General features: G+C 68.7%; 16 protein-coding genes and 1 pseudogene. 2 read left to right on the plus strand and 15 right to left on the minus strand.

The window, feature by feature from the left end; genetic code table 11:
- Window position 1: 1 nt before the first annotated feature.
- The 8 genes and pseudogenes from ACESMY_RS20600 to rpsB all read right to left on the minus strand — a co-directional run.
- Window positions 2-1,219, minus strand: coding sequence for an RIP metalloprotease (locus ACESMY_RS20600; protein WP_372786503.1), 1,218 nt, complete (start codon window positions 1,217-1,219; stop codon window positions 2-4).
- A gap of 17 nt (window positions 1,220-1,236) precedes the next feature.
- Window positions 1,237-2,436, minus strand: coding sequence for a 1-deoxy-D-xylulose-5-phosphate reductoisomerase (locus ACESMY_RS20605; RefSeq protein WP_372786504.1), 1,200 nt, complete (start codon window positions 2,434-2,436; stop codon window positions 1,237-1,239).
- The gene (locus tag ACESMY_RS20610; RefSeq protein ID WP_372786505.1) at window positions 2,424-3,290 is read right to left on the minus strand and encodes a phosphatidate cytidylyltransferase; all 867 of its coding nucleotides are present in this window, start codon (window positions 3,288-3,290) and stop codon (window positions 2,424-2,426) included. Before ACESMY_RS20610 ends, ACESMY_RS20605 begins: the two co-directional genes overlap by 13 nt.
- Window positions 3,268-4,047 carry a polyprenyl diphosphate synthase gene (gene uppS / locus ACESMY_RS20615; RefSeq protein WP_372786507.1) on the minus strand — a complete coding sequence of 260 codons (780 nt, stop codon included), beginning with the start codon at window positions 4,045-4,047 and terminating at the stop codon, window positions 3,268-3,270. The genes ACESMY_RS20610 and uppS overlap by 23 nt, the downstream gene beginning before the upstream one ends.
- A 43-nt stretch (window positions 4,048-4,090) precedes the next feature.
- Window positions 4,091-4,657 (minus strand): ribosome recycling factor, encoded by a 567-nt coding sequence (gene frr, locus ACESMY_RS20620; protein WP_372786508.1) that lies wholly within the window; start codon window positions 4,655-4,657, stop codon window positions 4,091-4,093.
- A gap of 40 nt (window positions 4,658-4,697) precedes the next feature.
- A complete protein-coding gene (pyrH, locus tag ACESMY_RS20625; protein ID WP_372786509.1) occupies window positions 4,698-5,417 on the minus strand; it encodes a UMP kinase in 720 nt (239 codons plus the stop codon).
- Between the two features lie 88 nt (window positions 5,418-5,505).
- Complete coding sequence (tsf, locus tag ACESMY_RS20630) at window positions 5,506-6,444, minus strand: translation elongation factor Ts (protein ID WP_372786510.1); 939 nt, start codon at window positions 6,442-6,444, stop codon at window positions 5,506-5,508.
- 324 nt (window positions 6,445-6,768) lie between these two features.
- Window positions 6,769-7,563 (minus strand): annotated as a pseudogene (rpsB, locus tag ACESMY_RS20635) (30S ribosomal protein S2); the annotation flags it as partial.
- A gap of 234 nt (window positions 7,564-7,797) precedes the next feature.
- On the opposite strand from rpsB, the gene ACESMY_RS20640 reads away from it, so the two are divergent.
- The gene (locus tag ACESMY_RS20640; protein WP_372786511.1) at window positions 7,798-8,118 is read left to right on the plus strand and encodes a hypothetical protein; all 321 of its coding nucleotides are present in this window, start codon (window positions 7,798-7,800) and stop codon (window positions 8,116-8,118) included.
- On the opposite strand, the gene dnaE is transcribed toward ACESMY_RS20640, so the two are convergent.
- The 3 genes from dnaE to ACESMY_RS20655 all read right to left on the minus strand — a co-directional run bounded on the left by dnaE (window position 8,115) and on the right by ACESMY_RS20655 (window position 15,178).
- A complete protein-coding gene (gene dnaE / locus ACESMY_RS20645) occupies window positions 8,115-11,582 on the minus strand; it encodes a DNA polymerase III subunit alpha (RefSeq protein WP_372786518.1) in 3,468 nt (1,155 codons plus the stop codon). The genes ACESMY_RS20640 and dnaE overlap by 4 nt on opposite strands.
- 11 nt (window positions 11,583-11,593) lie before the next feature.
- Entirely contained in the window at window positions 11,594-11,692 is a 99-nt protein-coding gene (sidA, locus tag ACESMY_RS20650; RefSeq protein ID WP_329654825.1) for a cell division inhibitor SidA, read from the minus strand.
- A gap of 96 nt (window positions 11,693-11,788) precedes the next feature.
- Complete coding sequence (locus ACESMY_RS20655; RefSeq protein WP_372786512.1) at window positions 11,789-15,178, minus strand: PAS domain-containing protein; 3,390 nt, start codon at window positions 15,176-15,178, stop codon at window positions 11,789-11,791.
- Window positions 15,179-15,336: 158 nt separating this feature from the next.
- On the opposite strand from ACESMY_RS20655, the gene ACESMY_RS20660 reads away from it, so the two are divergent.
- Window positions 15,337-15,717 (plus strand): Spy/CpxP family protein refolding chaperone, encoded by a 381-nt coding sequence (locus tag ACESMY_RS20660; RefSeq protein ID WP_372786513.1) that lies wholly within the window; start codon window positions 15,337-15,339, stop codon window positions 15,715-15,717.
- 3 nt (window positions 15,718-15,720) lie between these two features.
- On the opposite strand, the gene ACESMY_RS20665 is transcribed toward ACESMY_RS20660, so the two are convergent.
- The 4 genes from ACESMY_RS20665 to ACESMY_RS20680 form a co-directional block, all read right to left on the minus strand.
- The gene (locus ACESMY_RS20665; RefSeq protein WP_372786514.1) at window positions 15,721-16,218 is read right to left on the minus strand and encodes a hypothetical protein; all 498 of its coding nucleotides are present in this window, start codon (window positions 16,216-16,218) and stop codon (window positions 15,721-15,723) included.
- 128 nt (window positions 16,219-16,346) lie between these two features.
- Window positions 16,347-17,063, minus strand: a complete 717-nt coding sequence (locus ACESMY_RS20670) for an ABC transporter ATP-binding protein (RefSeq protein WP_372786515.1) — start codon at window positions 17,061-17,063, stop codon at window positions 16,347-16,349.
- Window positions 17,056-18,351 (minus strand): lipoprotein-releasing ABC transporter permease subunit, encoded by a 1,296-nt coding sequence (locus tag ACESMY_RS20675; protein ID WP_372786516.1) that lies wholly within the window; start codon window positions 18,349-18,351, stop codon window positions 17,056-17,058. Before ACESMY_RS20675 ends, ACESMY_RS20670 begins: the two co-directional genes overlap by 8 nt.
- Window positions 18,348-19,240 (minus strand): His/Gly/Thr/Pro-type tRNA ligase C-terminal domain-containing protein (locus tag ACESMY_RS20680; protein ID WP_372786517.1); only part of this gene is annotated, 893 nt, incomplete at its 5' end. The genes ACESMY_RS20680 and ACESMY_RS20675, both read right to left, overlap by 4 nt.

Raw genomic sequence — 19,240 nt, forward strand, 5'->3', positions numbered from 1 at the left:
GTCAGGAGAATAGCCCGCCGATGAAATTGAACACACGCAGGCGCTGCAGATCGTTCACGGTGGCGAACAACATCAATCCGAGAACTAGCGCAAGGCCTACGCGATACCCTACCGCCTGAACCTTGGCAGCAAGTGGGCGGCGCGCCACCGCTTCATAGGCGTAGAACAGCAGGTGTCCCCCATCGAGCACAGGTATCGGCAGCAGGTTGAGGAATCCGATGCCGACCGAGATGTTGGCGACGAGCAGGAGCACGGTCAGGAAGGCGTTGATCGCGAAACTTGCGAAGTCCTTTGAGAGGCTCGCGGTCTGCTTGGCGAGGTCGCCAGAAATCTGCGCCATGCCGAGCGGACCGGATATCTGGTCGGCGCTCTCGTGGCCGGTGACCATGCGCCCGATGTAGAAGACCGTGGTCTGGACGACGTCGTAGGTGCGGCTCACGCCGCCGCCGAGCGCCTCGATCGGGCCGTAGTGCTTGACCTGTCGGTCTTCCGGCCGATCGGCGAACTGGATTCCGATCTTACCCAGGCGGTGCTTTCGTCCGACCGCGTCCGGGACGTCGCCGCGCTCGGGCGTGGCCGTGAGCTCGACGCGCTGGCCGCCGCGCTCGACGACGAAGGGAATCGCCACGCCGGTCCGCAGGATGATCAGCTGCTTGACGGTGTCGAAGGACTTTACCGGCTTGCCATCGGCTTCGACGATGATGTCGTTGGGCTGGAAACCGGCCCGCGCGGCCGGGCCGTCGGGCACGACCTTCTCGACGCGCGCCGCGGAAATCGGCTCGCCCAGCGCCATCAGGAGCGCGGCGAAGATGACGATCGACAGGGCGAAATTGGCGAACGGCCCGGCGGCGCTGATCACTGCGCGCTGCCAGATCGGCTTGAAATGATAGTAGCGGGAAAGAGCGGCCTCCCCTTCCCGCGCCACCAGGTCGCGGCGCATGGCCTCAAGGTCATCCTGGTCGGGGACGCTGGCGGCGTTGTCGTCGCCGGCGAAGCGCACGAAGCCGCCGATCGGCGCCCATCCCAGCCGCCACTCGACGCCGGACCGGTCGGTCCAATGGGCGATCGCCTTGCCGAAGCCGATGGAGAACTGGTCGATCTTGGTCCCCAGCGCCTTGGCCGCCAGGAAATGGCCGAACTCGTGGACCGTCACCACCACGCCCACCACCAGCAGGAACGGCAGGATGTAGAACAGCAGATTGGCGAGCAGACCGGTCATCGGCTGTCTCTACTCCTTCAGGCCGGGGCCATAAGGCCGCTAACGACCTCGTCCGCCACGCGGCGCGCGGTCGCATCGGTGAGGCGAGCCGCCTCGACAGGGTCGTTCTCGGTCCGCCAGAGCAGGTTCTGACGATCCATCCGCTCCAGGGTTTCTTCCACAGTTGCGGCGATATCAAGGAAGCCGATGCGCCGGGCGAGGAAGGCGGCGACGGCGATTTCGTCGGCGGCGTTCATGGCGGCCGGCGCGACGCCGCCGGCGGCCAGCGCCGACTTGGCGATCCGAAGCGCCGGGAAGCGCTCGAGGTCCGGGTCCTCGAAGGTGAGCGGGCCGCTGCGGGCGAGGTCCAGCTTCTGGGCCGGCCAAGGCAGCCGGTCGGGCCAGGCGAAGGCGCAGGCGATGGGCGCGCGCATGTCGGGCGGGCCGAGCTGGGCCAGCGTCGAGCCGTCGGCGTACTCCACCAGGCTGTGGACGATGGACTGCGGGTGGATCAGCACCTCGACGCGCTCCGGCGGCATGGCGAAGAGGTAGGCGGCCTCGATCACCTCCAGGCCCTTGTTCATCATGGTGGCGGAGTCGACCGAGATCTTGGCGCCCATGCTCCAGTTGGGATGAGCCAGGGCCTGCTCGGGCGTGGCGCGGGCCATCTGCTCTCGCGTCCACCCACGGAAGGGGCCGCCCGAGGCCGTCAGGATCAGGCGCGCCACATGCTGGGCGTTGGAGGGCGAGAACACCTGGAAGATCGCCGAATGCTCGGAATCCACCGGGATCACCGCCCCCCCTGCCAGCTTGGCCGTGCGCAGCAGAGCCGGCCCCGCGCAGATCAGGCTTTCCTTGTTGGCGAGCGCCACCACGGCGCCGGCCTTCGCCGCCGCCAGCGTCGGTGCGAGGCCCGCGAAGCCGACGATGGCCGACATCACCCACTGGGCGTCGGCCGCCGCGGCCTCGGCGATGGCGGCCGCGCCGCCGGCGGTGCGGATACCCGAACCCGCCAGCAGCTCTCGCAGCCTGGGCAGCGCCGTCTCATCCTCGATGACCGCGATCTGCGGCCGCCATTGCAGCGCCTGTTCAGCTAGGCGCTCGACGTTACGGCCGGCGGCCAGGGCCACGATCTCCACCTCGACCCCGGCCTGGGTGAACAGGTCAAGCGTCGAGACCCCGATCGAGCCGGTCGACCCCAGGACGCTGACTTTCCGCGGCAGGCTCAATGGCCCCATCCGATCTCGTTGGCCAGGCGCGCTACGGCCATCACCACGACGGCGAACATCAACCCGTCGACCCGATCCAGCAAGCCGCCATGGCCCGGGATCAGGTCTCCGGAGTCCTTAACGCCGAACCGGCGCTTAAGGGCCGATTCCCAGAGGTCGCCGGCCATGGTCGCCAGGCCCACGGCCAGGCCGACGAAGGCCGCGGCCCAGAGGCTGAGCTGGAAATAGGGCAGCGAGGCCATCAGGGTCCCGGCCCCCATCGCGGTCAGCAGGCCGCCAACGAAGCCCGACCAGGTCTTGTTAGGGGAGAACCGCGGCCAGAGCTTCGGGCCCTTAAGCACGCTTCCGACCGCGAAGGCCCCGATGTCGGCGCCCCAGGTGGCGGCGAACAGCATCAGTGTCCACCAGACGCCCTGGTTGGTGGAGCGCAGCCAGATCAGGCAGAGCGCCGCGGGCGCGATGTAGAAGACGCCGTAGGCCGCGTCCGCCGGCCGTTCGGCCACGCCACGGGCCACCAGCGCGGCGGCGATCGCGCCGACCGGCAGGACCAGCCAGGCCAGGACGAAGTGTTTCTCATAGCCGAGGAAGACCCCGGCCAGCACCGCGGCGGTGACCGCCGCCGACACCCGCACCGGCGCGCCCGGCGCGCTCATCCCGCCCCACTCGATGGCCAGTAGCGCGACGCCCACGGAGATCAGGAGCAGGTAGGGCAGCGCTTCCTGGCGGCCCTGAAGCGCGGGGACCCAATGCTGATGCTGGCCGAGGGTGGCGTAGAGCGCCGTTGGGACCAAAACGAAGCCCGAGGCGACCCTCAGACCCAGATTGGTCCAGTCGAAGCGCCTAGCCTGCGGCAAGGACGTCATCGGCCACGACGGCGCCGTAGCGCCGGTCGCGGGTGTGATATTCGGCGATGGCGGCCTTCAGGTGCTCGGCGGAGTACTCCGGCCACAGGACGTCCTGGAACACGAACTCGGCATAGGCGGCCTCCCAAAGCACGAAATTGGAGAGCCGCTGCTCGCCAGACGGCCGTACGATCAGGTCCGGCGGCGGCAGGTCGGAGGTGGAGAGGTACTTGGCGAACTTCGCCTCGGTGAGGTCGCCCGGCTGGGCGCGTCCTGCGGCGACATCCTCGGCGAAGCGCTGTGCGGCATCGGTGATGTCGGCCTGGCCGCCGTAGTTGAAGGCGATGGTCAGGAAGAGGCTTGAGTTGTGGGCGGTCCGCGCCTCGGCCTCGCGGCACATCTTCAGGAGATCGCGCGAGAGGCCTTCCTGGCGGCCGATCACGCGGACGCGGACGCCCTCGCGTTCCAGCCGGGGCAGGTCCGAGCGGAAATAGCGCTGCGGCAGGGCCATCAGCTCGGCCACCTCGGCCACCGGGCGGCTCCAGTTCTCGGTGGAGAAGCCGAAGATGGTCAGCCAGCGGATGCCGAGGTCCTGGGCCGCCTGGACGATCCGCTTCAGCGCTTCGGCGCCCGCCTGGTGGCCGACCGTGCGCGGCAGCCCGCGGCGCTTCGCCCAGCGCCCGTTGCCGTCCATGACGATGGCGACATGCAGCTGAGCGCCCTCGCCTGCGCCTGCATCAGGCGCGCCCGCGGACGGCGTGTTGGATTGGGCGGCCATGGGGTCGGAAATAGTCCTTCAGGTCTGGAGTCGGCGCGCCGGGTCAGACGTGCATGATCTCTTGTTCTTTGGTTTTCAAGGCTTCGTCCACGCGCTTGATCGCCTCATCGGTCAGCTTCTGGACCTCGGATTCCATCCGCTTTTCCTCGTCCTGGCTGATGACGTGGGCCTTCTCGGCGGCGCGCAGGTCGTCGTTGGCCTCGCGGCGGATGTTGCGCACGGCGATCCGCTGCTGTTCGGCGTACTTGCCGGCGATCTTCGCCAGGTCCTTGCGGCGCTCCTCGGTGAGCGGCGGGATCGGGATGCGCAGGTTCTGGCCGTCGGTGACCGGATTGAGCCCGAGACCCGCCGAGCGGATCGCCTTTTCCACCGCGATCACCAGGGCCTTGTCCCAGACGCTGACGCTGATCATCCGCGCCTCCGGCACCGAGATCGCGCCCACCTGGTTGATCGGCATGGTCGAGCCGTAGGCTTCGACGTTGATCTGGTCGAGCAGGCTGGCCGAGGCCCGGCCGGTGCGCAGGCTCGCGAACTCTTCCTTCAGCGCGGCGACCGCCTTGTCCATGCGGTCCCGGTATTTGGCAAGTTCCGGCTTTTCGACAGTGGCCATGGTGTTCGCTCCCTTCGTCCCGGCTCCTCTGGCGGCGCAGTCAGGCGATCGTCGTGTAGACGCCTTCGCCCTTCAGCACCTTCAGGAGATTGCCCCGCTCACGGATAGAGAAGACCACGATCGGGATATGGTTGTCGCGCATCAGGCTGACGGCGGAGGTGTCCATGACCCGCAGGTCCTTGGACAGCACCTCCTTGTAGCTGAGCGTGTCGTAGCGCTTGGCGTCCGGGTCCTTCTTGGGATCGGCGGTGTAGACCCCGTCGACGCTGGTGCCCTTGAGCAGGGCGTCGCAGCCCATCTCGGCGGCGCGCAGGGCCGCGCCCGAGTCGGTCGTGAAGAACGGCGCCCCGACCCCGGCGGCGAAGATCACCACGCGGCCCTTCTCGAGGTGGCGCAACGCGCGCCGGCGGATATAGGGCTCGCAGACCGCCTCCATCGGGATCGCCGACTGGACGCGGGTGTAGATGCCGATCTTCTCGAGCGAGGCCTGCAGCGCGAGCGCGTTCATCACGGTCGCCAGCATGCCCATGTAGTCGGCGCTGGCGCGTTCCATGCCCGCTTCGGCGAGCGCCGCACCACGGAAGATGTTGCCGCCGCCCACCACGACGCAGATCTGAATGCCGGCCCGGGCGACCTCGGCGATCTCTTCGGCCACCCCTTCAAGGGTCTTGGGATCGATGCCGAACCCGTCGCCGCCGACGCCCGCCTCTCCCGAAAGCTTCAGGAGAATGCGTTTGTAGCGCGGCTGGCCATCGGGCATGGGGAATCCCTATCTCAAAGCGAACATAAACCAAGGGCGCGGCGCGTCGATACGCACCGCGCCCCTGGCAGGGTCGGTTTTGACAGACTTAGCTCTGGCCGGCCATCGAGGCGACCTCGGCGGCGAAGTCCAGGCTCTCGCCCTTGTCGACACCTTCGCCCAGCGCGAAGCGGACAAAACCCTTGATCGAGACGGGTGAGCCCACCTGCTTGGCGGTCTCGGCGATCAACTGCTCGATCGTCTGGTCGGGGTTCATCACGAACGGCTGCTTCAGGAGGACGACCTCCTCCTGCCATTTGCGGATGCGGCCTTCGATCATCTTCTCGACCACGCCGATCGGCTTGCCGGACTCCAGCGCCTGTTCGGTGAGGAACTTCTTTTCCTTCTCGACGGCGGCGGGGTCCAGGTCGTCGGGCGAGAGCGCCAGCGGCGGGGTCGGAGTGCCCGCCACGTGCAGGGCGATCTTGCGGCCGACTTCCTTCAGCGCGGCCTGGTCGCCGGCGCCTTCCAGCGCCACGAGCACGCCCAACCTGCCGACGCCATCGCCCTGCGCATTGTGCAGGTAGAGGGCGACGGCGCCCTGGCTCACCGAAAGACGAGCCGAGCGGCGCAGGCGCATGTTCTCGCCGATGGTGGCGATCATGTTGGTGACCAGCTCGGACACCACAACGCCCTTGGCCGTCTTGGCCGCCGAGATGGCGTCGACGCCCTCGACGGTCAGCGCGACCTCGGCGATCTCCCGCGCGGCCGCCTGGAAGGTGTCGTTCTTCGACACGAAGTCGGTCTCGGCGTTGAGCTCGATGAGCACGCCGGTCTTGCCGTCGGCCGACAGCTTGCCCGCGACAAGGCCTTCCGCGGCGGCGCGGCCGGACTTCTTCTCGGCCTTGGACAGGCCCTTCTTGCGCAGCAGTTCCATGGCGGCTTCCATGTCGCCGCCGGTTTCCTGCAGGGCGTTCTTGCAGTCCATCATGCCAACGCCAGACTTTTCGCGCAGGTCCTTGACCAGCGCAGCGGTGATCTCCGCCATGGTCAGCTCCTTAAAGCTATAGAGGCCGGGCGGAGGCCTCACGGACTCCGCCCCTCAAGGGGTAATCGGTCAGTAAGACGCTTTTGGCGCGCCTCAGCTGGCCTGTTCTTCGCTCGGCTGTTCAGCCGCGGCTTCCGGCTCGGCCGCCGGCGCTTCCGCGGCGGTGGTATCGGGCTCGGCCGCGGGCTCGGCAGCCGCTTCAGCGACCGGCTCGGGCGCGGCTTCGGCTGCCGGTTCAGCGGCGGCCTCGGGGGCGGCCTCAACCGCGGGTTCCGGCGCCGCTTCGGCGACAGCTTCCGGCGCGGGCTCAGCAGCCTTTTCCACCTTGGCCTTCTTCGGCTTCGGTTCGGCCGCCGGTTCCGGCGTCAGTTGCTTGGCGAGCGCCGGCTCCATGGGAGCCTCCTGAGCGCCCAGGTCGACGCCCGAGGCCGACTGGCCGGCGGCCAGACCATCGAGCACCGAATCGGCCATCAGGTCGCAATAGAGCTGGATGGCGCGCGCGGCGTCGTCGTTCCCGGGAATCGGGAAGGTGATGCCGTCCGGATTGCAGTTGGTGTCCAGGATCGCGATCACCGGGATATTCAGCTTGCGGGCTTCCTGGATGGCGATCGCTTCCTTGTTGGTGTCGATCACGAACATCAGGTCGGGGATGCCGCCCATGTCCTTGATGCCGCCCAGCGACAGCTCGAGCTTGTCGTGCTCGCGCTTCAGCTGCAGCAGTTCCTTCTTGGTCCGGCCGGTCTCGGTTTCGAGCACGCCTTCCAGTTCGCGCAGGCGGGCGATGGAGCCGGACACGGTGCGCCAGTTGGTGAGCGTGCCGCCCAGCCAGCGGTGATTGACGTAGTATTGGGCGCAGCGGCGCGCGGCGGTGGCGATCGGCTCGGAGGCCTGGCGCTTGGTGCCGACGAACAGGATCCGACCGCCGCCGGCGGCGACTTCGCGCACCTTCACCAGGGCCTGGTGCAAGAGCGGGATCGACTGCGAGAGATCGATGATGTGGATGTTGGAGCGGCTGCCGAAGATGTAGCGCTCCATCTTCGGGTTCCAGCGATGGGTCTGGTGGCCGAAGTGGGCGCCGGCTTCGAGGAGCTGACGCATAGAGAAATCGGGCAGTGCCATGGGTAGAAAGTCCTTCTTCCGGTTAGCCGCCGCAGACAAACCCTCCTGAAGGAGGACCGGAATGGAAGCGGGCGGGATGTCTCCCCGCCGCGTCGCCAAACGCCTGCGTGTGGATTGAAGCGCGCCACTTAAGGGGTCGGACGGAAAAAATCAACCAGTGCGCTTTAAAGGCGAGTCCGCTTGAAGCTTGACCTTGGCATTGTAGGGTCGGGCGCAACAACCTGGGGGATGTCTATGCGACAGTATCTGGCCCTGGCCGCCGCGCTCAGCTTGGCCGCCGGCGCGGCGCACGCCCAATTCCAGCCAATCCAGCCCATCGCGCCCATTCCCGGCATCCCGTCGATTCCCGGGCCTCAGCGAATCCAGGGGTTCAAGCCCGTGGAGCCGATCAAGCCGTTCGTGGGGCACAGCGTCTACGACGACGGTCCGTTCTCGCCGGCTGCAGAGGAACGGCGCGCCCGGAAGGCGGCGGCCCCTCCGGCCGGCGGCATGTTCTCACCGGAGGCGGAAGCCAAGCGTGAGCGGGAGCGCGCCAAGCAGTTCCACCCCTTCTAAAGGTCCTCGACGAAGACCACGCCCGGCGCGGTCTTGATCGCGCCGCGCACCGCGCCGTCCAGGGTGAAGCGGCCGGGGAGCTTCATCTCGACTTCACGGCCCTCGCCGACGCCGGCCACCAGCACCACCTCTCCGCCTCGCGGATTGACCGAGCCTTCCAGCCGCTTCTTCAGCGCCTCAATCTCAGCGCTGCGAGGGCTCAGGTGGACGCGAAGCCCGGCCACGACGTTCTCCACGGCCTTGGCCACCGGCTCGGCGCTGTCGCCGAAGAAACGGACCTCGCCGTCCTTGGCCCGGGCGCGCACGGTGATGGCGACCGCGGCGCCCGGTTCGAGCTGGTCGCGGCAGCGCCGCCAGCTTTCCGGGGGAAACAGCACCTCATATTCACCGGTCGGATCGGACAGCGTCACGAAGGCGAACTTCTCGCCCGAGCCTTGCGCGGCCCGCTCCTGGCGGCGGCGCACGACGCCGGCCATGCGCAGCGCCTCGGCGCCGGCCTCGGCCTTGGCGATGGCGTCGGTCAGGAGGTCGGTCCGCCGGCGGCGCAGCGCCTCGACCATGTCGTCCAGCGGGTGGCCGGAGAGGTAGAAGCCGACGGCGGCCAGTTCCTCGTCGAGCCGGTCGACCGGCGTCCAGGGGTCGGTCTTCGGAACCCGCGGCCGGTGCGCCCCGCCCGCGTCGTCGCCGAACAGGCTGCGCTTGCCCTCGGCGCGGTCGGCGGCCAGCGCCTGGCCGTGGCCCACCAGCACCTCAGCGGCCGCGACCAGCTGGGCGCGGTTGGGGTTGATGGAATCGAAGGCCCCGGCGCGGGCCAGGGTCTCGAAGGTGCGGCGGTTCACCTGCTTGGGATCCACCCGCTCGACGAAGTCGAAGATATCGCGGAACGGCCCGCCCTCGCGGCGCACCGCGACCACGTGCTCCATGGCCTGCAGGCCGACGTTGCGGATAGCGCCCAGCGCATAGAGCACCTCACCGTCCTCGACCTCGAAGTCGGCGCCGGAGAGGTTCACGTCGGGGCTTCTGATCTTCACGCCGAAGCGCTTGGCGTCCTGGTAGAAGACCGAGAGCTTGTCGGTGTTGGCGAGGTCGAGGCTCATGGAGCCCGCGAAGAACTCCACCGGCGCGTTCGCCTTCAGCCAGGCCGTCTGGTAGGCGATCAGCGCATAGGGCGCGGCGTGCGACTTGTTGAAGCCGTAGCCGGAGAACTTCTCCATCAGGCCGAACAGCAGGTCGGCCAGGTCGGAGGTCACGCCGCGTTCGGCGGCGCCCGACATGAAGCGCGCGCGCTGCTTGTCCATCTCCTCCTTCTTCTTCTTGCCCATCGCGCGGCGCAGCAGGTCCGCCTCGCCGAAGCTGTAGCCCGCCAGGATCTGGGCGATCTGCATCACCTGCTCCTGGTAGACGATCACCCCGTAGGTCGGGGTCAGCACCTCGGCGAGCAGCGGATGCAGGACGTCTAGGGGTTTTCGACCCATCTTGGCGTCGACGTAGGCGGGAATCGAATCCATCGGCCCTGGCCGGTAGAGCGAGATGAGCGCGGTCACCTCCTCCAGCGACTGAGGCCGGAGCTGGCGCAGGGTGTCGCGCATGCCCTGGCCTTCCATCTGGAACACCCCGACCGTCAGGCCTGAGGCCATCACCTCGTAGGCGGGCGCATCGTCGAGCGGCAGGGTCTCCAGCTCGAACCCCGCCCCGCGGCGTTCCAGATGTTTCATCGCCCGGTCGACGACGGTGAGCGTCTTCAGGCCCAGGAAGTCGAACTTCACCAGGCCCGCGCTTTCCACCCACTTCATATTGAACTGACTGGCCGGTAGGTCGGAGCGCGGATCGCGGTAGAGCGGGACCAGCTGGGTGAGCGGCCGGTCGGAAATGACGATGCCGGCGGCGTGGGTCGAGGCGTTGCGGTAAAGACCCTCAAGCTGCAGGGCGGTGTCGAGCAGGCGGGCGACGCCTTCGTCATCGTCGCGGGCCTGGCGCAGGCGCGGCTCGATCTCGATGGCCTTGGCGAGCGTCACCGGATTGGCGGGGTTGGCCGGCACCATCTTGGCGAGCCGGTCGACCTGGCCGAGCGGCAGCTGCAGCACCCGGCCGACGTCGCGCAGCACGGCGCGGGCCTGCAGCGTGCCGAAGGTGATGATCTGGGCCACCCGGTCGCGGCCATAGCGCTGTTGGACGTAGGCGATCACCTCGTCGCGGCGCTCCTGGCAGAAGTCGATGTCGAAGTCGGGCATCGAGACCCGCTCGGGGTTCAGGAACCGCTCGAAGATCAGCCCGTACTTCAGCGGGTCGAGGCCGGTGATCATCAACGACCAGGCGACCAGCGAGCCCGCGCCCGAGCCGCGTCCCGGACCCACGGGCACGCCGTGGGCCACCGCCCATTTCATGAAGTCCGAGACGATCAGGAAGTAGCCGGCGAAGCCCATCGACGTGATGACGCCGATCTCGCGTTCCAGCCGGTCCTCGTAGACTTCCAGCGCCTGGGACGGGGCGTTGATCGCCAGCCGGGCCTTCAGACCCTCGCGCGCCTGGTGGGCCAGTTCGTCGTTTTCCGAGCGGCCGCCCTCGGTGGGGAAGCGCGGCAGGATCGGATCGCGCTTGGGCACCATGAAAGCGCAGCGGCGCGCCACGTCCAGGGTGTTGTCGCAGGCCTCCGGCAGGTCGGCGAAGAGGGCGCGCATGTCGGGCGCCGACTTGAACCAGTGCTCGGCGGTGACCCGGCGCCGCTCGTCCTGGCCGATGAAGGCCCCGTCGGCGATGCACAGCAGGGCGTCGTGCGCCAGGTGCATGTCCGAGGCCTTGAAGTAGACGTCGTTGGTGGCGACCAGGGCCACGTCGGTCTCATAGGCGAAGGCGACCAGCTCAGGCTCGGCGGCGGCCTCGGCGGCGCGGCCGTGGCGTTGCAGCTCGACATAGAACCGGTCGCCGAACACCTGGGCCATCTCGGCCAGGACCGCGCGGCCCTCCTTGACCTTGCCGGCCGCGAGCAGCGCGTCGACCGGTCCGTCCGGTCCGCCGGAGAGCAGGATCAGGCCGTCCGCGTGCTCGCAGACCTTGGCCCAGGAAACATTGGGCTCGTCGGCCGGATCGACCTCCAGGAAGGCGGCCGAGGACAGCTCGCTGAGGTTGGCGTAGCCCTGCTCGTTCTGGGCCAGCAGCACGACGGTCGGCGTCTTGGCCCAGCGCTCGCTGGGCCCCTCGCCGATGCCGGTGACCGGTAGCGCGCAGCCGATGATCGGCTGGACGCCGGCCTCCTGCGTCGCGACGGAGAATTCCAGGGCGCCGAAGAGGTTCGCCCGGTCGGTGAGCGCCACGGCCGGCATGCCCGAAGCGGCCGCCATGACGCCGATTTTGTCGGCCTTGATGGCGCCTTCCAGCAGCGAATAGGCGGAGCGGACGCGAAGGTGGACGAACCCCTCTTCGGAAGGCCGGGGATCGTCGCTGCTCACCCTTGCCGCCTCCCCCATTCGCATGGCGGTCAGCCCACGTGAGCCGCCACCGCGCAGATCATCCAGACAAAACTCGCCACCGACGCAAAGGCCAGTGATTCTCGGGCCAGACGAACCATGTGTCGCATCCTTCTGTGGGCGCGGCTGTGGACAAGCCGGTGGATAGTTCCGCTTTCGTTCTTATTCTCCTTTTGTTCTCATCGTCAAGCGGCTTGTTCGGCGCGTCAGCTGTCCATCAGGTCGCGGATCTTGGCGCCCAGGGCGGCGATCACGAACGGCTTGGTGACGATCTCCATGCCGGGCTCCAGGTGGCCGTTGCCGATCGCCGCGTTCTCGGCGTAGCCGGTGATGAACAGCACCTTCAGCGTCGGCCGCAGGCGGCGCGCGGCGTCGGCGACCTGGCGGCCGTTCAGCCCGCCCGGCAGGCCGACGTCGGTGATCAGCAGGTCGATGCGGGTGTCGGACTCCAGGATCCGCAGGCCCGCGGCCCCGTCTCCGGCCTCGATCGCGGCGTAGCCGTTCTCCTCGAGCACCTCGGCGATCAGCATGCGCACGGTGGGCTCGTCGTCGATCACCAGCACGGTCTCGCCGTCGCCCGGTTCGAGGCCGCCCGCGACCGCCGCCTCGTCGGCCGTTTCGTCCTCGCCCGTGTAGCGCGGCAGGTAGAGGCACATGGTCGTGCCCTTGCCGAGCTCGGAGTAGATGCGAACCTGGCCCCCCGATTGCCGGACGAAGCCATAGATCATCGATAGGCCAAGGCCGGTGCCCTGCCCCAGCGGCTTGGTGGTGAAGAACGGATCGAACGCGCGCGCGATGACCTCCGGCTCCATGCCCGTGCCGGTGTCGGTGACGCAGAGCGAGACGTACTGGCCCGCGGGGAGATCGCGGTCCTTGGCCGCGCGCTCGTCCAGCCATTTGTTGGCGGTTTCGACGGTCAGCCGCCCGCCGTCCGGCTGCATGGCGTCGCGGCCGTTCAGACAAAGGTTCAGCAAGGCGTTCTCGAGCTGGGAAGGATCGACGCGGGTTCGCCACAGGCCGCCGGCGCCGACCACCTCGACCTCCACGTTCGGGCCCGCCGTGCGGCGGATCAGGTCCTCCATGCCGGCGATCAGCTTGTTGACGTCCATCGGCTTCGGATCGAGCGTCTGTCGCCGCGAGAAGGCCAGCAGGCGCTGGGTGAGGGCCGCGGCGCGACGAGAGCTGGATTGGGCGGCGGAGATATAGCGCTCCACGCCGGCAAGCCGCCCTTCCCCGATCCGCTTTTCGAGCAGTTCAAGGCTGCCGCTGATGCCGGCCAGGAGATTGTTGAAGTCGTGCGCGATGCCGCCGGTGAGCTGGCCCACGGCTTCCATCTTCTGGGACTGCCGCAGGGCCTCTTCGGCGGCCATCAGCTGGCGCGTGCGTTCCTCCACCCGCTCCTCGAGGGTGGCGTTGAGGTCCCTCAGCGCCTCGGCGACTTCCTTCTGGTCGTGGATGTCGGTGTTCGTGCCGACCCAGCTCGTCACCTGGCCGGACGGGCCGGTGATCGGCACGGCGCGGGCAATATGCCAGCGCCACGCGCCATCGGCGCGCCTGAGGCGAAACTCGACCTGATAGGGCGCACCGGCGGGCAAGGCCTCGGCCCAGCGCGCGGCGGCGAGCGGCAGATCCTCCGGGTGGACCATCGAGGTCCAGCCGCTGCCGTCGAGACTGCCCGGCGCGGCGCCGCTGTAGCTGTAGACCTGCTCGTTGAACCAATCGAGCAAGCCGTCCGGCGACGACGTCCAGACCTGGTTCGGCGCCGCCCGCGCCAGGGTCCGGAACTTCTCTTCGCTCGCCCGGTTCTCGGCTTCGGCGCCGACCCGCTCGACGTGGGCCCAGGAGCGCTCGGTCACCTCGCGGATGACCGCCAGTTCGAGGTCCGACCAGACGCGGGGCGCCTTGTCGTGGATGGCCATCAGCGCGGTCAGCCGCCCTTCCTTGACCAGGGGCATGCAGATCGTGGCCGCGATGCCGATGTCCTGGAACGCCGCGGCCTCTTCCGGCGCGAGTTCCCGCAGGTTGTCGTTCACGATCAGCGGTTCGCCGGCGTTCAGGGTCTTCACCGCCAGCTTGCCGAAATCGGCCAGGCTATAGTGTCCCACGATGCTGGGCGAACCTGGCGCGCTCCAATCGCCGCGAATGCTGAAGCCGTCCTGATCCTCGTCCATGTCGGCGTAGGCGCAGATCGAGACGCCGAGATGCTCTCCCACCATGCGCGTGGTGATCGCGAGGATCGCGTCGGCGTCCTGGCTCTTGCCGATCGCGGTGCTCAATTCATCGAGGAACCGCAGGCGCTGCTCGCTTTCGCGAAGCTGGGTCTCGGCGTGCTTCCCGGTTGTGATGTCGACCGCGGTTCCCACCATCCGCACGGCGCGCGATCCCTCGAACTGCACCTTGCCGGTGATCGAAAGCCAGCGAAGTCCGCCGTCAGGGAGGTGGACGCGGATGTCTTCGCGAAGGAAGCCGTCGCCGGCCGGGTCGGTCGCCCGGCCAACCGCGGCGGCGTAGCGCGGCCCGTCGTCGGCGTGGATGCTGTCCGCGAGGGCGGTCCGCAGCGCCAGGAGGCCATCCACCGGCAGGCCGAACAGCTGCATCATCCGGGCGTCGCCCTCGGCCCTGTCCTCCTGGGGGTACCAGACGAAGGTGCCCATGCCGGCCGCGTCGAGGGCCAGCTGCAGCCTTGTCTCGCTTTCGCGCTGGGCCGCCTGGGCCCGATAGATCTCGGTGACGTCGAAGCCGTCGCAGAAAATGCCGCCGATCGATCCGTCGTCGCCGACAATCGGCGCGTAGATGAAGGTCAGGAACCGCGTTTCCTCCGCGCTGTCCGGCGTGCGACGGTAGCGCACCGCGGCGCCGTCGGCCTGGAAGACCCTCCCCGTCGCGTAGACATCGTCGAGCGCCTCGAAGAATCCCTGGCCGGCGAGGCTGGGGAAGGCCTTACGGAGGGGTTTTCCGGTCCAGTCGTCGCTGCCGAACACCTCGCGGTGGGCGTCGTTGACGAATTCCACAACGTGGTCGGGGCCGCCCATGACGATGATGAAGCCGGGCGCCTGCTCGAACTGCTTTCGGTAGCGGACGATCGCCTCGGCCTGCCGGCGCGCGGCGAGCACCCGCTCGGTCGTCTCGACCACGATGGCGATGACCCCGCCGGGCGCGCCGCTCTCGTCGATCACCGGCGAATAGTCCAGGTCCATCCAGACCTGCTCGGGCCGGCCGCTACGGTGGAGGGTGAGCTCCTGGTCCCTGTAGGCCAGCGTCCCTCCGGCCAGGCCGACCTTCATGACGTTGTCGTTGAACTCAGCGACCTCGGGCCAGCCCTCGCGGACCTTGCTGCCCAGGAGTTCCGGGTGGCGGCCGCCCGCAAAGACCGAATAGGCGTCATTATAGATCATCACGCCGTCCTCGCCCCACAGCAGGACGATCGGCACCGGCGAGTGGATCAGCAGTCCGACGGTGGTCTTCAGGCTCTCCGGCCAGGCGGAGACGGCTCCGAGAGAGCGCGACCAGTCGTGCTCGGCGATGCGCCGGGCCATCTCGCCCCCGTGGCTGAGGAAGCCCGGTCGCGCCGATCGCGAAGTCTTGTTGTCAGCCACCCTCACGCGTCCCCCGAGCGCCCGCCACACGAACGGAGGACGCGCGAAGCCAAATCGCACGCGGTCGCGTTCGGTTCCATGGCGGGGCTTCGCGCGTTCTCAAGACCGCGCCAATGTGCCAATATCGCCATGAGGGACGCGCCTGAGGGTTTTGCGCAATGCGTTGGATTGCCTTGAGTTTTTGTCTTGTTGTGGCGGCGGCTGGCGCGGCCAGGGCCGCCGAGGCGGTGAGCCCCGAGCTGATCCGCCTGCACGACGACCTGAAGTTGAGCGACAGCCAGGATATCGCCTGGCGCGACTATACGACCGCCATCGCGCCGGACCCGCAGCAAGTGGCGCGGCACCGGGCTACGAGCGAACTCCTGCCGCTGGTGCCAACGCCGCGCCGCATCGCCCTGATCGAGGCGACGATGAGCCAGGACGCGATCGACTTCAGACGGCAGAGCGCGGCGGTCACCGCCTTCTACGGCAAGCTCACGCCGGCCCAGCAGCGGGTCTTCGACCAGGACACCCTGCCCCAGGGCTCCGACCGGCCGTAACGCCTAGCAAGGGATCCAGTTGTAGGCCTGTTTGGCCGCGTCCCAGGACCAGGAGCCGCAGGCCGCCGGGGGCTGAGCCGCGGCGGGCGGCCGCGCGTCCGCGGCGGGCGGCGGCGGATAGTCATTGTAGTAGGCTGCCGGCGGGGGATAGGGCGCGTAATAGCCGTAGTAGGGACCGTCATAGTACCAGGGGTCGTAGGCGGAGAGTCCCAGGGCGAAGCCCAGCCCGAAGCCCGCAAAGGCGTAGGGATAGCCCCGGAAATGAGAGTGATATCCCCGACCGCCGGCGAAGCCGCCGCGCCAGGCCCCTGCGCCGGACCAGCTATGTGAGCCGGGCGCCGCGGCCGACCCGCCGCCGTGGCTCCAACCGCCTGGGGCCGCTCGCGCGCCGCCCGCGGAAGAGCCGCCCCCACGACTCCAGCCGCCATGATGTTGGGCCGCGGCCGGTATGGGGGATATGAGGAATGATGCGCCTGCGAGCGCTGCGATCATCGTCTTCAAAGTGACCTCTCCTTATAAGAGGCCGAGGCCGTTTCGGGCCAACGGATAAGCGTCCCACAGCCAAGATAGGCCCGCGCGCCGACCGGGAAAAGGGCCCCGCTTACAAAGAGTTGTCGGGGCCGATGGGTTTACGCCGTCACGGACTTCGGCTGGGCTTCCAAATGGCCGTCCTTGAGCGCGAAGACGCGGTCCATGTGGCGGGCGAGGTCGAGGTTGTGGGTGGCGACCACGGCGGCGACGCCGGTGCGGCGGGCGAGCGCGTAAAGGTTCTCGAAAACCGCACCGGAGGTCGTCGGATCGAGGTTGCCGGTGGGCTCGTCGGCCAGCAGCAGGCGCGGGGAGTTGGCCAGGGCGCGCGCGACCGCGACCCGCTGCTGCTCGCCGCCGGAGAGCTGGGCGGGCTGATGCTGGACGCGGTCCTTCAGGCCGAGCTCGGCCAAGAGGTCGGAGGCCCGCGCGCGCGCCGCGGCCCGCGACTGGCCGGCGATCATCAGCGGCAGGGCGACGTTGTCGAGCGCGGAGAACTCCGGGAGCAGGTGATGGAACTGGTAGACGAAGCCGATGGTCGCCAGCCGCACGCGGGTCCGGTCGCGGTCCGGCAGGTCGGAACAGTCGCGGCCGAGGATGGTGATCCGCCCGGCGTTGGGGTGCTCCAAGAGGCCTGCGGCGTGCAGCAGCGACGACTTGCCCGAGCCTGACGGCCCGATCAGGCCGACGATCTCGCCCGGCATGACGTCGAGGTCGACGCCGCGCAGGACCGTCAGCGCGCCCGCTCCGGTGACGTAGCTGCGCTCCAGCCCGCGGATCGACAGGACCGCTTTTCCGGGAAGATCGGGCTCACTCATAGCGGAGCGCCTCCACCGGATCGAGGCGCGAGGCCCGCCAGGCCGGCGGCAGGGTGCAGATCATCGACATCGCCAGCGAGAAGCCGACGATGATCGAGACCTCGACCCAGTCGACCTTGGCCGGCAGCCGGTTCAGGAAATAGACGTCGGACGAGAAGACCGCCTGGCCGGTCGCCCATTCCACGAAGCTCTGGATGGGATCGATATAGATCGAGATCAGGGCGCCGAGCGCCAGGCCGGCCGCCGTGCCGAGCGTGCCGATGGTCGCGCCGGCCAGGAAGAAGATCCGCAGGATCGCCCCCTGCCCGGCCCCGATGGTCCTGAGGATCGCGATGTCACGGCCCTTGTTCTTCACCAGCATGGTCAGGCCGGAGATGATGTTGAGCGCGGCGATGGCGACGATCAGCATGAGGATCAGCCGCATGACGTTGCGCTCTACCTTCAGCGCGCCCCAGTAGGAGGCGTCGCGCTGGGTCCAGTCGGCGACCAGCGCGCTGGGCCCGGCGGCGCGGGTGACGGCGGCCTTCAGCCCGGGCGCCTTGTCGGGGTCGGTCACGCGGACTTCGATGGCGTCGACGGTGTTTTCGCGGCCGAAGAACAGCTGCGCCTGGTCGAGCGGCATGAAGATGTAGGCCTGGTCGTACTGGCTCATGCCGGCGGTGAAGGTCGCGCCGACCACATAGGACTTCTGCAGCGGCGTGCCGCCGAAGGCCGTGGCCCCGCCCGAAGGCGAGATCAGCGAGATGTTGTCGCCGGGCTTGACGCCGATCTGCTCGGCGAGCCGGGCGCCGACCACCACCACGTCACCGCCATAGTCGCCCTGGCCGAAGCCGCGCAGGTCGCCCCTGGTGATATTGCCGGCGACGATGCGGGTGGCCCTGAGGTCCCCGGGCGTCAGGCCGCGGACGATGGCGCCGGTGATCTGGTTCGGCCCCATGGCGATGGCCTGGGCCTCGATGACCGGCGTCGCCTGGGTGACGCCCGGGACCTTGAGGATGCGCTCGACCGCCGGGCCGCGGGCCGCGCCGTCGAGCACCGCGCCGGAGACGAAGAGGTGGCCGTTGAAGCCGAGGATCTTGCCGAGCAGCTCGGCCCTGAAGCCGTTCATCACCGACATCACCACGATCAGCACCGCGACGGCGACGGTGATCCCGACGAAGGAGATGATCGAGATCAGCGCCACGCCGCCCTGGCTGCGCTTGGCGCGCAGGTAGCGGCCGGCCAGCATCCGCTCCCACAGGCCGAAGGGCGGCGCGCGGCCGCCTTCCCCCGCCTGGACTTGGCTCATGCCGCGATGGCCTTCAAGGCGGCCTCGAGCGGCAGGGTCTGGCGCTCGCCGGTGGCGCGGCGCTTGATCTCCACCATGCCCTCGGCGACGCCCTTGGGGCCGACGATCAGCTGCCAGGGGATGCCCACCAGGTCGAGGGCGGCGAACTTGGCGCCCGGCCGGTCGTCGCGATCGTCCAGCAGCGGATCCTTGCCGGCGGCGATCAGCGCCTTGTAGGCCTGCTCGGCCACCGCATCGACATCCGCCGTCCCCGGCCGCAGGTTGACCACGGCCACGCCGAACGGGGCCACGGCGTCCGGCCAGATGATGCCGGCCTCATCGTGGCTGGCCTCGATGATCCCGCCGACCAGGCGCGAGACGCCAACGCCGTAGGAGCCGCCGTGGATCGGGACGTCCTTGCCGTCGGGGCCGGTGACGAGCGCCTTCATCGGCTTGGAGTACTTCTCGCCAAAGTAGAAAATGTGGCCGACCTCGATGCCGCGGGCGGTCATGCGCTTGTCGGCCGGGACCTCGGCCTCGAAGCGGGCGGCGTCGTGCATCTCGTCCGAAGCCGCGTAGAGGCGCGAACGCTGGCTGACCAGCGGCTCCAGGTCGCCGTCCCAGTCGATGTCCGGCCCGGGCGCGCCCATCTCGACGAGGTCGCCGTGCGCGAAGACCTCGCTCTCGCCGGTGTCGGCCAGGATGATGAACTCGTGGGAGAGGTCGCCGCCGATCGGGCCGGGATCGGCCTTCACCGGGATCGCCTTCAGGCCCAGCCGCGCATAGATGTTCAGATAGGCCAGGAACATGCGGTTGTAGGACCGCCGCGCCGCCGCCTCGTCGATGTCGAAGCTGTAGGCGTCCTTCATCAGGAATTCGCGGCCGCGCATCACCCCGAACCGGGGCCGGC

Source organism: Phenylobacterium sp. (genome assembly GCF_041691455.1).
In the GTDB taxonomy this organism is placed as follows: domain Bacteria; phylum Pseudomonadota; class Alphaproteobacteria; order Caulobacterales; family Caulobacteraceae; genus Phenylobacterium.

Bases quoted from the DNA above. Each gene is read 5' to 3' on its own strand.
- ACESMY_RS20600 (WP_372786503.1), bottom strand. From the start codon at position 1,219: ATGACCGGTCTGCTCGCCAATCTGCTGTTCTACATCCTGCCGTTCCTG.
- ACESMY_RS20605 (WP_372786504.1), bottom strand. From the start codon at position 2,436: ATGGGGCCATTGAGCCTGCCGCGGAAAGTCAGCGTCCTGGGGTCGACC.
- ACESMY_RS20610 (WP_372786505.1), bottom strand. From the start codon at position 3,290: ATGACGTCCTTGCCGCAGGCTAGGCGCTTCGACTGGACCAATCTGGGT.
- uppS (WP_372786507.1), bottom strand. From the start codon at position 4,047: ATGGCCGCCCAATCCAACACGCCGTCCGCGGGCGCGCCTGATGCAGGC.
- frr (WP_372786508.1), bottom strand. From the start codon at position 4,657: ATGGCCACTGTCGAAAAGCCGGAACTTGCCAAATACCGGGACCGCATG.
- pyrH (WP_372786509.1), bottom strand. From the start codon at position 5,417: ATGCCCGATGGCCAGCCGCGCTACAAACGCATTCTCCTGAAGCTTTCG.
- tsf (WP_372786510.1), bottom strand. From the start codon at position 6,444: ATGGCGGAGATCACCGCTGCGCTGGTCAAGGACCTGCGCGAAAAGTCT.
- ACESMY_RS20640 (WP_372786511.1), top strand. From the start codon at position 7,798: ATGCGACAGTATCTGGCCCTGGCCGCCGCGCTCAGCTTGGCCGCCGGC.
- dnaE (WP_372786518.1), bottom strand. From the start codon at position 11,582: ATGGGGGAGGCGGCAAGGGTGAGCAGCGACGATCCCCGGCCTTCCGAA.
- sidA (WP_329654825.1), bottom strand. From the start codon at position 11,692: ATGCGACACATGGTTCGTCTGGCCCGAGAATCACTGGCCTTTGCGTCG.
- ACESMY_RS20660 (WP_372786513.1), top strand. From the start codon at position 15,337: ATGCGTTGGATTGCCTTGAGTTTTTGTCTTGTTGTGGCGGCGGCTGGC.
- ACESMY_RS20670 (WP_372786515.1), bottom strand. From the start codon at position 17,063: ATGAGTGAGCCCGATCTTCCCGGAAAAGCGGTCCTGTCGATCCGCGGG.
- ACESMY_RS20675 (WP_372786516.1), bottom strand. From the start codon at position 18,351: ATGAGCCAAGTCCAGGCGGGGGAAGGCGGCCGCGCGCCGCCCTTCGGC.